Origin of the sequence: Limosilactobacillus ingluviei DSM 15946 (assembly GCF_001435775.1) — a bacterium.
Lineage (GTDB): Bacteria > Bacillota > Bacilli > Lactobacillales > Lactobacillaceae > Limosilactobacillus > Limosilactobacillus ingluviei.
On record NZ_AZFK01000053.1, the window covers coordinates 1 to 13,361 of the forward strand.

The 13,361-nt window shown below is 45.9% G+C and carries 11 protein-coding genes and 1 CRISPR repeat array; of the genes, 9 read left to right on the plus strand and 2 right to left on the minus strand.

Features of this window, described 5'->3' with window-relative positions:
* Positions 1 to 75: 75 nt before the first annotated feature.
* The gene (locus FC43_RS06940) at positions 76 to 600 is read right to left on the minus strand and encodes a GNAT family N-acetyltransferase (RefSeq protein ID WP_019205363.1); all 525 of its coding nucleotides are present in this window, start codon (positions 598 to 600) and stop codon (positions 76 to 78) included.
* Positions 601 to 795: 195 nt separating this feature from the next.
* Here FC43_RS06940 and FC43_RS06945 point away from each other — a divergent pair, with 195 nt between their 5' ends.
* The 9 genes from FC43_RS06945 to FC43_RS06985 all read left to right on the plus strand — a co-directional run bounded on the left by FC43_RS06945 (position 796) and on the right by FC43_RS06985 (position 11,144).
* Entirely contained in the window at positions 796 to 1,455 is a 660-nt protein-coding gene (locus tag FC43_RS06945; RefSeq protein WP_019205364.1) for an HD domain-containing protein, read from the plus strand.
* 79 nt (positions 1,456 to 1,534) lie between these two features.
* Positions 1,535 to 1,921, plus strand: a complete 387-nt coding sequence (locus FC43_RS06950) for a HesB/YadR/YfhF family protein (protein ID WP_019205365.1) — start codon at positions 1,535 to 1,537, stop codon at positions 1,919 to 1,921.
* A 704-nt stretch (positions 1,922 to 2,625) separates the two neighbouring features.
* Positions 2,626 to 3,717 (plus strand): pyruvate dehydrogenase (acetyl-transferring) E1 component subunit alpha, encoded by a 1,092-nt coding sequence (pdhA, locus tag FC43_RS06955; RefSeq protein ID WP_019205366.1) that lies wholly within the window; start codon positions 2,626 to 2,628, stop codon positions 3,715 to 3,717.
* 2 nt (positions 3,718 to 3,719) lie between these two features.
* A complete protein-coding gene (locus FC43_RS06960; RefSeq protein WP_019205367.1) occupies positions 3,720 to 4,697 on the plus strand; it encodes an alpha-ketoacid dehydrogenase subunit beta in 978 nt (325 codons plus the stop codon).
* Positions 4,698 to 4,712: 15 nt separating this feature from the next.
* Positions 4,713 to 6,035, plus strand: a complete 1,323-nt coding sequence (locus tag FC43_RS06965) for a dihydrolipoamide acetyltransferase family protein (protein WP_056955164.1) — start codon at positions 4,713 to 4,715, stop codon at positions 6,033 to 6,035.
* 5 nt (positions 6,036 to 6,040) lie between these two features.
* Entirely contained in the window at positions 6,041 to 7,444 is a 1,404-nt protein-coding gene (gene lpdA / locus FC43_RS06970) for a dihydrolipoyl dehydrogenase (protein ID WP_056955166.1), read from the plus strand.
* 32 nt (positions 7,445 to 7,476) lie between these two features.
* The gene (locus FC43_RS06975) at positions 7,477 to 8,496 is read left to right on the plus strand and encodes a lipoate--protein ligase (protein ID WP_056955168.1); all 1,020 of its coding nucleotides are present in this window, start codon (positions 7,477 to 7,479) and stop codon (positions 8,494 to 8,496) included.
* A 79-nt stretch (positions 8,497 to 8,575) separates the two neighbouring features.
* On the plus strand, positions 8,576 to 9,691 hold the full coding sequence (locus tag FC43_RS06980; RefSeq protein ID WP_056955170.1) for an SGNH/GDSL hydrolase family protein: 1,116 nt from the start codon (positions 8,576 to 8,578) through the stop codon (positions 9,689 to 9,691).
* A gap of 97 nt (positions 9,692 to 9,788) precedes the next feature.
* Positions 9,789 to 11,144, plus strand: coding sequence for a hemolysin family protein (locus FC43_RS06985; RefSeq protein WP_235720467.1), 1,356 nt, complete (start codon positions 9,789 to 9,791; stop codon positions 11,142 to 11,144).
* A gap of 211 nt (positions 11,145 to 11,355) precedes the next feature.
* Positions 11,356 to 12,907: direct repeats of the CRISPR family, unit length 34 nt; unit sequence GTCGCACTCTGTAATGGAGTGCGTGGATTGAAAT.
* Between the two features lie 58 nt (positions 12,908 to 12,965).
* Here FC43_RS06985 and FC43_RS11600 read toward each other — a convergent pair.
* A partial coding sequence (locus FC43_RS11600; RefSeq protein ID WP_420865139.1) for a phage scaffolding protein occupies positions 12,966 to 13,361 on the minus strand: 396 nt, incomplete at its 5' end.

Below are 13,361 nucleotides of genomic sequence, written 5' to 3' on the forward strand. Positions count from 1 at the left end.
CTAGCTGCCTAATCATTTACATAATTCAACTTTCCACTTGACAGGGTCCAGTTCATGGCAAGCGAACCTTTTGCTTTATTGTTGGGTCAACATCTCGTAAACGTAACTGGTTTCTTCCGGCCGGTAAACCCCGTGGAGGGTCCCTACCCGTTTGAAACCGTACTTTTCAATCAAATGTTGCATGGCCTGGTTATCTTCATGGGTATCAATCCGTAACGATAGAATATCTTCGCGATGGACTTTGATGTGGTCAATCAAATCCTTGAATAAGCCAGAAGCGTACCCATTACCAGCGTGAGCAGAGTGAATTGCGACCCGGTGAATGGTTAAATAACGGTCTGTATCCAAAAGCCACTCACCATCCAATTCGTCATAGGAGTGATCCGGTGCCGGCAAAATTGAAAAGACGCCCACGGTCTCGTGATCATCCGCGTGGACTAAGTAGGCAAACCCGTTTTCAATGTCGGCCTTTACTTGGCTGATGTTTGGATATTCACCTTGCCATTGGTCAACCCCTCGTTCTGCGAGTTGATTTTTGCCGTCTTCCAAGACTTCCACAATTCGTGCCAGATCTTCCATTGATGCTTTGGTTAAGTGCATATTAACACCCTCGCTTTCCAAATGATTTTTAGAACGTATATAACAACTTAACATAATGTAAACCGAGAGTTCAAGTCACAAGTTTCACGATATAATGGTATACTAAAGGTGAATTAGAGTGAAATTTGGTGCGGTCTGCTAGTCTTAAACAGCTAGGACCGTGTACTTTTTAGTTAAGAAATGAGGGACCAACCGATGTTAAGTCAGCAACAACAACTGCAAGCCGTGCAGGCCTTTGCGCAAGAAAAGCTTGGCCACGATACAACCGGGCATGGCATGGATCATTTAAAGCGGGTGGCCCGCTTAGCCAAAAAAATTGCCCAAGCGGAGGGGGTTGATGCTTTCTTACCAGTCGTGGCCGCTTATCTTCATGACACGATTGACGAAAAACTTTTTGCGGATGTTCAGGCGGCTGAGGCGGCCGTGGAAAAATTCCTGGGTCAGCAAGAATTCTCGGCGGACCAACAAACCGAAATCATGCAAATTATCACGCAAATGTCATTTGCCAATACGTTGGATGGTTCGCGGCCCCAACTGTCATTGGCCGGCCAAATTGTTCAGGATGCGGATTGGCTGGATGCATTAGGGGCCATTGGGATTGCCCGGGCAGTTTATTATGGGGGCAAGCATCGTGAAAAACTATATGATCCTCAACTATCTCCCCGGGAACACCTAGATCGGGCCGAGTATCGGAACTTAGCTAATGAGACTATTATCAACCATTTTTCTGAGAAGCTCTTTAAATTGGCAGGGTTATTGAATACCAAAACCGCGCAGGCGATCGCTGTTGAACGGGAAACTTTTATGCACCAATTTGTAAGGCGCTTTTTAGCCGAGTGGGAAGGGGAGGCCTAAACAAAATCCTTTTTCATTTGCTAAATGTGTGCTATTCTAAACTTACAAATTGAAAGCGATTGCGAGGAGAGATTTTATCATGGCAGGAAATGCACCATTATCAAAGTTGAATTTGAGTCCCCGGATCATTCAGTGGTTTAAGGAAGAAATGCATCTTCAACCGGGTCAAGGCATCAAATTTTTTGGGAAAGTCTATGGCGAAACGAATGCCCATACTGGCTTTTCGGCGGGGATGGCCCGGTGTGACCATCCCAACAAACCGGTGATTGACACGGAAGTCGATGGCTTACACTTCTATGTTCAAGCGGCTGACTACTGGTTCTTTGAAGGGCTCGATGCACAAATTGATTACGATGAAGGGATTGATGGGCCATCGTATTACTTTACACCAAATGATGGTAGCAAATTAGATACGGTGGCATCAGCGTCGGTTAAGAGCCAACATACTGATTGCAATTACAATTAAAGTCTAAGAGACCTTACTAAGACGGTGGCAGTGCCCCGTCTTTTTTCTTTCAGTAAATTATTTACTAAAGTTGTCACTGCGAATGGTCAACTGAAGGGGCTGGAACTAGGGTTTGTCATCGTGTTAGATGGGTAGGAAGTGTTCTGGAAGTTGGTCAACTTTGGGCGTAGCGATTGAGAGATGGGGGATAGTGGTTGCTTTAAACACCCGTTCGTGATGAACGAATTGGACCAACGGATGTATATTTCGTGGATAGAGCTTGGCGCGGCTCGTTAGTTTGGCGGGGTAGTAACTGGCAGTTTGCCTTGCAGTTGGCTTGGAGTTATCTGATAAGAAGATAAAATTTGCGGGTTTTTAGCTGGTTTAGAGCCGTCAAGGGGGTGTTTTTCCAAGCTAAGCTTACGTGAAAACTTGATCGCGGTGAGATCACAGACCAGGCTATAAATCGATTTCCCTTGCCAATATCGACTTTCAAATTTGTGAAAGCGATAACATTGGTTAAAAAACCAAAAAAATTTAGTGAACATATTTATCGGTCAAAAAGAGGCGAACATGATTAAACCGGTGATAGATAATTGACAAAAGCGGCAATTTTTGTGAAGAATCTCAAATTGGGGAAAGTATTTTTTTACACAATATTGACTTAATTTCAAAAAGATTTATATTATATGTAAGCGCTAACGAAATAAAGGAGGGCATTGATAATGACACAATTAGACTTTGAAAGTCTCAAGCACACACCAGAATACGAGACTTTGCAAGTACTGAACAACGATGGGGAAGTTGTGAACCCTGACTTGATGCCAGACTTATCTGACGACCAATATGTTGACCTTTACAAGCAAATGCTTTGGTCACGGGTTTTGGGTGACCGTTCAACGAAGCTCAACCGTCAAGGTCGGTTAGGCTTCTTCGCTCCAACCGCTGGGGAAGAAGCCAGCCAAATGGGGACGAGTGCCGCAATGGACAAGGGTGACTTCTTGTTAACGGCATACCGGGACATCCCGCAATTAATCAAGCATGGCTTACCAATGGAAAAGGCCTTCATGTGGTCAATCGGTCACGTTAACGGGAACGTTTACCCAGATGGTTTAAACGCGGTGCCACCTCAAATCATCATTGGGGCCCAATACGTTCAAACCGCTGGGGCAGCCCTTGGTTTGAAGAAGAGCGGCTCAAAGAACGTTGCCTGGACCTACACTGGTGATGGTGGGACTTCTCAAGGTGACTTCTACGAAGGGATTAACTTTGCTGGTTCCTTCAAAGCACCAGCACTGTTCGTTGTTCAAAACAACGGTTACGCGATCTCTGTTCCACGTCATGTTCAATCTGCAGCTCCTGTCTTGGCTCAAAAGGCTGTTGCGGCTGGGATTCCAAGTGTCCTGGTTGACGGGATGGATATCCTGGCTGTTTACGAAGTTACCAAGCAAGCACGTGAATGGATTGCGGCTGGTAACGGGCCTGTCTTAATTGAAACGATTTGTTACCGGTTCGGGGCTCACACGTTGTCTGGGGACGATCCAAAGCGTTACCGTGAAAAGTCTGAAGAAGAAGAATGGTTTGCAAAGGATCCACTGATTCGGATGAAGAAGTTCTTGGAAAACAAGGGCCTTTGGGACGATGAAAAAGAAGCTGCCTACAAAGATGAAGTAGAAGCTGAAATCGAAAAGGCAATGGCAGTTGTTGAAAGTCAACCGGTACAAAAGGTTTCTGAATTCCTTGAAGCAACCTTTGACGAAACGCCAGCGGCAATTGAACGTCAGGTTAAGGAATACCAAGCTAAGGAGGGCAACTAATCATGGCTAAATTAACAATGGTTAAGGCGATCACGGACGCCATGGACGAAGAATTAGCCCGTGATGACAAAGTTTTAGTTTTCGGTGAAGACGTTGGTAAGAACGGTGGGGTTTTCCGGGCTACCGATGGTTTGCAAGAAAAGCACGGTGAAGACCGCGTCTTTGATACGCCATTGGCAGAATCTGGGATTATCGGTCTGGCAAATGGGTTAGCCTTTACTGGTTGGCGTCCAGTACCAGAAATCCAATTCATGGGCTTTATTTTTGAAGCCTTTGACCAAATCGCCGGCCAAATGTCTCGTGAAAGCTTCCGGACGGCTGGTAAGTTGAAGATGCCAGTTACCATCCGGACTCCATTTGGTGGTGGGGTTCACACGCCGGAACTGCACTCCGATAACTTGGAAGGGTTAGCTGCACAAACGCCAGGTCTGAAAGTGGTTATTCCATCAGGTCCTTACGATGCCAAAGGTTTGCTGATTTCTGCCATTCGTTCTGATGACCCAGTTATGTTCCTGGAACACATGAAGCTTTACCGTTCCATGCGTGAAGAAGTTCCGGATGGTGCTTACACGGTTCCGTTGGACAAGGCAGAAGTTAAGCGTGAAGGTACGGATGTTTCCATTATTAGTTATGGTTACATGCTGCAAGAAAGTCTGAAGGTTGCTAACAAGTTGGCAGCTGAAGGTATCAATGCCGAAGTTCTGGACTTGCGGACAGTTGCACCATTGGATGAAGAAGCAATTCTGGCAACGGTTAAGAAGACTGGAAAGGTTGTCTTGGTTCAAGAAGCTCAACGTTCTGGTGGCGTAATGAACCAAGTTGCTTCCTTGATTTCTCAAGATGCAATCCTTTCCCTCGATGCTCCAATTAAGTTTGTTGGCGCTCCTGACACGCCATACCCATTCAGTGATGCCGAAGATCAGTGGCTGCCAAATGCGGAAGACATCGAAAAGGCTGTCAAGGACACCGTCAATTTCTAACGAGGTGAAAGAGTAATGAGTAGCAAGTTCCAATTTAAGTTACCAGACGTTGGTGAAGGGATGGCCGAAGGGACCATCGGTGAATGGCACGTTGCTGAAGGTGACACCATTAACAAGGACGACGATCTGGTTCAAATCGAAAACGATAAATCAGTTGAAGAATTATCTTCCCCAGTTACCGGGAAGGTTACCAAGATTCTGGTTCAACCAGATGAAACGGCTACGGTTGGGCAAGTCTTGGTTGAATTAGAAGTTGCTGATGGGGAAGGAAATGTTGAAGAAGGCGCTGAAGAAGCTGCTGCGCCAGCCCCAGCTCCAGCTCCTGAACCAGCTGCCACGCTAGCTCCAGCTCCGGCCGCTGCGCCAGCCCCAGCTCCAGCTGCTCCGGTCGCAAAGGCTGATCACAGTTTACCAGTATTGGCCATGCCAGGGGTACGGAAGTACGCACGCGAACAAGGGGTTGATATTGCTCAAGTTGCCGGGACTGGTAACCACGGCCAAGTTCTCAAGGCTGATATTGATGCCTTTAAGAACGGTGGTGGCGCTGTTGCCGCTGCGCCAGCTCCAGCTGCTACGCCAACGCCTGCTGCGAATACGATGGCAACAGCAACGGCTGCGCCAGCTGCTGCCCCAGACTGGCCAGAACATGCTGAAAAGATGTCAGCTGTGCGGAAGGCTACGGCTAAGGCAATGATTAAGTCTGTCAGCGAAATTCCAATGATTCATGTCTTCGACGAAGTGGTGGTTGACAAGATGTGGGATCACCGCAAGAAGTACAAGGAATTGGCCGCTAGTCACGATGTTCACCTGACGTTCATGGCTTACATGACAAAGGCTCTGGCCGTTATCATGAAGGAATACCCAGAATTTAACGCTAAGGTAGACATGGCTAACATGGAAATCCACTACCGTGACTACATCAACGTTGGGATTGCCACGGATACGGACAACGGTTTGTTTGTACCAAACATCAAGAACGCTGATCAAAAGAGCCTGTTTACAATTGCAAAGGAAATTTCCGCAAACACGGCTAAGGCTAAGGATGGTAAGCTGAGTGGTGCTGACATGGCTAACACAGGGATGTCAATTACGAATATTGGTTCCATCGGTGGCGGTCACTTTACACCAATCATTAACTGGCCAGAAGTTGCTATCTTAGGGATGGGGAAGATTTCTGAAGAACCAGTTGTTGAAGATGGCTTGGTAAAGGTTGCCAAGGTCTTGAAGCTTTCGTTGGCAGCTGACCACCGGATCCTTGATGGTGGGACGGTTCAACGGGCAATGAACCGGCTGAAGGAATTGTTGGCTGACCCTGAATTGTTGTTAATGGAAGGATGATTTAAATGGTTGTAGGAGACTTTCCGATTGAATTAGATACGATTGTCATTGGTTCTGGCCCTGGTGGTTACGTTGCTGCCGTTCACGCCGCTGAACTGGGGCAAAAGGTAGCCGTCGTGGAAAAGGAAGACACTTTAGGTGGGATCTGCTTGAACGTTGGTTGTATCCCATCCAAGGCAATCATTCAAGTATCCCACAACTACCGGACTAGTTTAGACAACGAAGACCAAGGGATCAGTGCGGACGTTAACTTAGACTTTGCCAAGGTTCAAGGCTACAAGCAAAGCGTAGTTCAACGGATGACGAATGGGGTTGCTTACCTTTTCAAGAAGAACAAGATTGAAGTACTGCGGGGGACGGCCTACATTAAGGATGCCCACAACATTCGGGTAATGAATGATGACCATGCCCAAACGTATACTTTCAAGAACTTGATTATTGCGACGGGGAGTCACCCAATTGAAATCCCTGGCTTCAAGTTTGGTGGCCGGATTATCGATTCAACGGGCGCGTTGGCATTGGACAAGTTACCAAAGAAGTTAGTTCTGATTGGTGGGGGTTACATTGGTTGTGAATTAGCCTCTGCTTATGCTAACTTTGGGACTGAAGTTACCATTATTGAAGGTACTGACCGGATCTTGCGTAATTACGACAAGGAACTGACGGCACCGGTACTGAAGAACTTTAAGAGCAAGGGCATTAAGGTTGTTACGAATGCCATGGCTAAAGAAGCGAAGGATAATGGTGACAGCGTTGATGTAACGTATGAAGTTAACGGTAAGGCGGAAACGATCAATGCAGATTACGTTTTAGTTTCCGTTGGTCGGAAGCCAAATACGCAAAATATTGGTTTGGAACAAGTTGGCATTGAGACCGATAAGCGGGGCTTGATTCTGGTTGATGCTTCAGGTAAGACTTCAGTTGATCATATTTACGCAATTGGTGACATTGTAGCCGGCCCAGCTTTGGCTCACAAAGCTAGTTACGAAGGCAAGATTGCAGCGGAAGCAATTTCCGGGCAACCGTCCGTGGTTGATTACCATGCAATTCCAGCTGTATGCTACGTGGATCCAGAAGTTGCGTCGACTGGCTTAAGTCCTGAAGAAGCCAAGGAACAAGGCTTAGACGTTAAGACGGCGAAGTTCCCATTCACTGCTAATGGTCGGGCAGTTTCCATGAAGGCAACCGAAGGCTTTGCTCGTTTGGTCTTCATGAAGGACACTGGTGTCTTAGTGGGGGCTCAAATTGTTGGGGCTGACGCTTCGAACATGATTGCTGAATTGACGTTGGCAATTGAATCAGGCAATACGGTTGAAGACTTGGCTTTGACCATCCATGCGCACCCATCATTGTCTGAAATTATGATGGACGCCGCTGACGTTGGTTTAGGAATGCCAACTAACATCTAAGACTATTATTTTGAAAAAAGAGAGTGAGAAAGATGCAATATTTAGCAATGCCGTCGAATGATATCCGTCGTAATTTGGCTACGGAACAGCACTTGATGAACAGTGATCACATGCAAGTTCCATTTATGCTCTTCTATATTGAAGACTCATGTATCATTGTTGGTCGAAATCAGAATACGTTGGAAGAAATTAATCAAAAATACTGTGAAGAACATGGTGTTACGATTACCCGGCGGCTTTCTGGTGGGGGTGCGATGTACCAAGACATGGGGAACTTATGCTTTAGCTTCGTAGTTCCATCTGAACAAGTTAAGTTTGGGGAATTTAAGGAGCTGGTTAAGCCTGTTGTGGATGCCCTCCATGACATGGGAGCGACAGGAGCAGAAGTTACCGGACGAAATGATATTGTGATTGATGGGAAGAAATTCTCAGGTAACGCAATGTACTCACGCGATGGCAAGACTTTCTCACATGGGACGTTGATGTATAACGTGAATACGGATGTTGTAGCTGAAGCTTTGCGGGTACCGAAGGACAAGATTGAATCTAAAGGGATCAAATCAGTTCGTTCCCGGGTTACTAACATCATGCCTTACTTGAAGCCAGAATTCCAAAACCTGACGACACAACAATTCCGTGATGAATTAATTAAGCGGATTATGAAGGTCGATTCAATTGAAGAGGCTCGTCAAAACGAGTACCATCTAACGCCGGAAGATGACAAGGCGATTGAAGCAATTGAAAATAAATGGTACAAGAACGATGATTGGGTTTACGGTAAGTCACCTGAATTTACGGTTCAAAAGCGGAAGCACTTTACTGCTGGGACGATTGATGCTCGTTTCTTAGTGGAACAAGGTAAGATCAGTCAACTCAAAGTTTATGGTGATTTCTTCGGAACTGGCGATGTTCACGAATTAGAAACGATGTTGAAGGATGTTGATTATCGGCCGGCAGCGATGAAAGTGGTTCTGGCAGACGTTGACTTAAACAAATATTTTGTGGGCATTCCACGTGAGGATGTTTTAGATCTCTTAACAGAACAACATTAATGTCATCAACGACAAAAGAGGGGGTTGGAGATTCCAACCTCCTTTTGTACATATAGAATTTGTTTGGGAGGAATGCAAGATGCCGTGGGAAATCAGTTATTATCAAACGCCACACAACAGCCAAGCACAACCGTTTACCTATGCCGCTTTGACGCAAATTGTTAAGCTAACACCATTTTTAAGTGGGGAAGCAATTCAAATTTTACTAACTAACAGTTACGGTAACCATCCGCTAACGTTTAGTGAGCTCTGGTTAAGCCGGGATTCAGCGTTTAAGGATGCGGTTCGAATTACCAAAGATCAACAAACCGCATTTATCATTCCGGCTGGTCAAGCGCTTGGAATGGACCCCATTGCGTTTAAGGTTGAGGCTAGACAACCGTTATACTTTTGTTTACGCGCAACGACGCCGCAAACTTATGTCGATGTTGCCAGTACGTACGATCCAAGCCTGGTAAATGCGGCGCTAAGTGGTCGGAGTACAGCGTTGCCGCAATTAACTGCGCGTTGGCAGCAACGGAAGAGTTGGTTTAATTTAGCTGGTTTTCGAGTTTGGCGGGCTAAACAAGCCCCCTTGGTTGAATTAGCGGGAGATTCACTGATTGAAACTGGGATGGTGCCAGCGGCCGTGGGACGGCACTTATTAACTGAGTTTTTAGATCAAGTAGCACTGATTAATACGGCGATTTCAGGTTCGCAGCTTTTGCGCGATGCTACAGCAACGACACCATTGTTGGCAACGTTTGGTGACAGTTTGTTGCATCGGGTCGCCCATTCGCCTTGGCGTCCCAAGGTAATGGTTGCTTCAACAGGTGGCAACGATTTATTGATTCCACCGCTTGCAGGCCAACCATTACCGACGATAAAGGAGCTTCAAACCGGTTTTATGGAATTAGACCGCTTAGTGGCGCAAAACGGTAGTGCTCTTTTGGTGCCAACGTTAGGTCCTAAACGCACTTCGCAGGCTGCTTATGGGGCAGGCCAAGCAAGGGCTAATTTATTACGAACAGAGTTAAACCAGTGGCTTTTGACGCAACCGTATGCGGTTGATGTAACGTCAAGTTTGGCAGATGAAGCTGGTTACTTGGCAGCTGATTGTGATTTTGGTGATAATTTGCACCTTAGTCCGTACGGGGGGCAACAATTAGCCCAAGCGCTGTTTGCCCGTTTGGATCAAATCTTGCAGAATGAATGATGAAAAAATGCTAAAATGATGGCTTTGATCTCGCCTTCTGATAGGGGGTTTGGTACAATAGGGGTGAAAAATTTTAAGAGAAAAGGATGTTGAATACGTGTTAGATTCTTATTGGATACGTTTGTTGATTATTGTTTTGATTTTAGCATTGGCGGCCCTGTTTACTTTACTTGAATATGCAGTGGTAAAGGTTCGACCAAGTGAGTTGCAAGAGTTGCCACAAACAAAGACGGTCCAAAAAGCGGAGCACATGGTGGCCAACCTCTCCGAATATCTTTCAACTGCTCAAGTTGGGGTGACAATGACGTCATTAATCTTAGGGTGGTTAGGGGATACCTATATTACTGACCTTTTGATGATGGTTGATGTAATTCCAGCGGACGTCCGGCGAGTTATTGCTCCAATTGTTGGGGTGTTGATCTTTACGTTCTTCCATGCGGTCTTCACGGACTTGGTTCCAAAGAACATGGCGATTGACCGGCCGGTCCAAATTCTGATGGCGATTGTGCACCCGATTCAGTTCTTCCACTGGATTTTTTACCCGTTCGTATGGCTATTTGCGGTAGTTGCAGGAGCCTTGACCAAGGCCCTGGGTTTCAATGTCCAACCAGAAGAAGATACTTATTCGCAAAATGAGATCATGACCTTGTCAAAGCAATCAGAAAAAGCCGGCGTAATGGATGAAGAAGATGTGCTATTCATGCGGCGGGCTTTTGAAATGAATGATAAGGTAGCAGCAGATATTATGATTGACCGGACGCAATTAGAAGTAATTGATCGAACGGCTAAGATTAAGGATGCTGTTCAATTGTACTTTAACAAACGGTTTACCCGCTATCCAGTGGTGGCCAATAATGACAAGGATCACGTGGTGGGATACATTTTTGCCTACGACATTATGCGTCAAAACCAGATTGATTCTGAATCTTCTATTCGCGATATTATTCGAAAAATTCCAGCTGTATACGAAGGTGAAGCCTTAACAGATGTTTTGAAGAAGATGGAGCGTAAAGGAGCGCCGATTTGCTTAGTTCAAGATGAGTATGGTGGAACTTCGGGGATTGTGACGGATAAGGACATTTATGAAGAAATGTTCGGTGATGTACGCGAAGAAATTGACCATATTAATGGCGACATGATCGAAAAAGATGGTACTGATGAGCGGGGAAATATGATTTACCGGGTCTCCGGGAAAACCAATTTGGCGGACTTCGAGCGTTACTTTGATGTTGATATTCCGCAATTTGAAGATTTGGATGTGGCAACTTTAAACGGTTTCTTCCTAGAAGAAGAATATAGTTTGAAGTTAAATCATCCCTTACGGGTTGGAAACTTCTCATTTATCCCGGTTGAAATGGAAAACTCGAATGTCAAGGAGTTCCGGGTTACGCAAATTAAACCAAAGAAAAAGGTTAAGGACGAAGAAGCTGTTGATCAAACTGAGAAAAAATAATAGTGTGATCGAAGTGAGGGAAGGTAGGCATAGTACCACCTTCCTTTTTTAGTAAAGACATTGGTGCGAACCTAAAGTAAACATACTTTTCCCGGTAGGTTCGCACCAACAAAAGCTATAAATCGTCTTACAATAAGTCGTTGAACTTGAATCGCGCAAAAATTTTTAGCCGCAACTAGTAATATAGCAGAATAAACCACTATATGTTGCGGTCGCACTCTGTAATGGAGTGCGTGGATTGAAATGCGTTTATTAAGTTGGCTGATGGGCGGATTGACTAGTCGCACTCTGTAATGGAGTGCGTGGATTGAAATCGTTTAGCCTCCGTCGAGGATTACCGTATGCTCTTGTCGCACTCTGTAATGGAGTGCGTGGATTGAAATCGTCGACACAAACATGACACTACGCCCCTGCTTGCGAGTCGCACTCTGTAATGGAGTGCGTGGATTGAAATAATGCACGGGTATTACACAACGCCCAAACGTGATGTCGCACTCTGTAATGGAGTGCGTGGATTGAAATGGTTCCTGCTTTCAATTTTCCGTGTCTACATCTACTGGTCGCACTCTGTAATGGAGTGCGTGGATTGAAATGCTTGAGGTTAAGTACACTGCCGAATGCGCAAAGCCTGTCGCACTCTGTAATGGAGTGCGTGGATTGAAATGGAAATTGTACCCCGCATGTACTTGGCAAAGTACGTCGCACTCTGTAATGGAGTGCGTGGATTGAAATGCCATCAGCCACCGCGTCCGGATCCGGCGGTAGCGTCGCACTCTGTAATGGAGTGCGTGGATTGAAATATCCTTAGTAATCCAACCAGTAATAACACCATTGTCGCACTCTGTAATGGAGTGCGTGGATTGAAATAGCGCGGCCTCGGTCTGATCAATGATCAAGTCAAGTCGCACTCTGTAATGGAGTGCGTGGATTGAAATCAGTCCTTGGTCCGTTTCCGCCCGTGTTTTGCTTTCGTCGCACTCTGTAATGGAGTGCGTGGATTGAAATTCTGTATGCAGATAAAGCAAATAGTTATGATAAGGTCGCACTCTGTAATGGAGTGCGTGGATTGAAATCAGTTTACGTCAACGTACATTGCCGGCGGACTTGGTCGCACTCTGTAATGGAGTGCGTGGATTGAAATAATGACTGAGTATGTATTTAATTTGCCGGTAGAACGTCGCACTCTGTAATGGAGTGCGTGGATTGAAATTTTTCGTGTCAGATATTGACACATTTTTCAAAAAAGGTCGCACTCTGTAATGGAGTGCGTGGATTGAAATTGGGCATTAAATTGAGCCCGGGCTGATTCAGTCCGGTCGCACTCTGTAATGGAGTGCGTGGATTGAAATTATTACATATTTTTGCTAGTCACTGCCATCGTGCGTCGCACTCTGTAATGGAGTGCGTGGATTGAAATCCGCCAAAATTACGTTTGATGATGACGACCAGGTCGTCGCACTCCGTAATGGAGTGCGTGGATTGAAATCAACCATTTATTTATCGTGACGAGAAATCGATCAAGTCGCACTCTGTAATGGAGTGCGTGGATTGAAATTACTCGCGACGAGATCGGCCGCCATCCAAGCTACGGTCGCACTCTGTAATGGAGTGCGTGGATTGAAATTGCCATAGCATTAGCGGAACCGGCTTACCAGTATCCACGTCGCACTCTGTAATGGAGTGCGTGGATTGAAATGACAAAAACAAGCAAATCGTCATGGCGGCCGATGTCGCACTCTGTAATGGAGTGCGTGGATTGAAATTTAGCAGACGCCAACACAACCGCAAGACGTTAATGTCGCACTCTGTATTGGAATTTTCTTAACTCGTTCCTATAAAGCGTGCAGCAATCCAGGAGGCAATGTTGTCCTTGCCAGCGCCATTGTTGTTATCGCCATTGCCAAAGTTGCCACCAAACTTAATTGGTTGGCCGGCATTCTCAGCGTTAAACAAATAGCTGTCGGACTTCTTGACTGCCTCGATCTGGTCGGTCAAACCATCCAGGGTCCCGTCTTTTTGCACGCTAACCTTTTCCGTGTCGATCAAAGAGAGTACGGCTTTAACGTTCTTGGCCTTAGCGTCGCGCAGAGCACCTTCGATCTTAAAGCCTTTTTCCTTAGCGGCTAGATCGTTTTGGTACTTGGCAGCGGCGGCTTTGTTATCTTCTTGCAGTTGCTTAATCGTGGCTTCCAGTTCTTCGTTCTTCCCAGCGTTCTT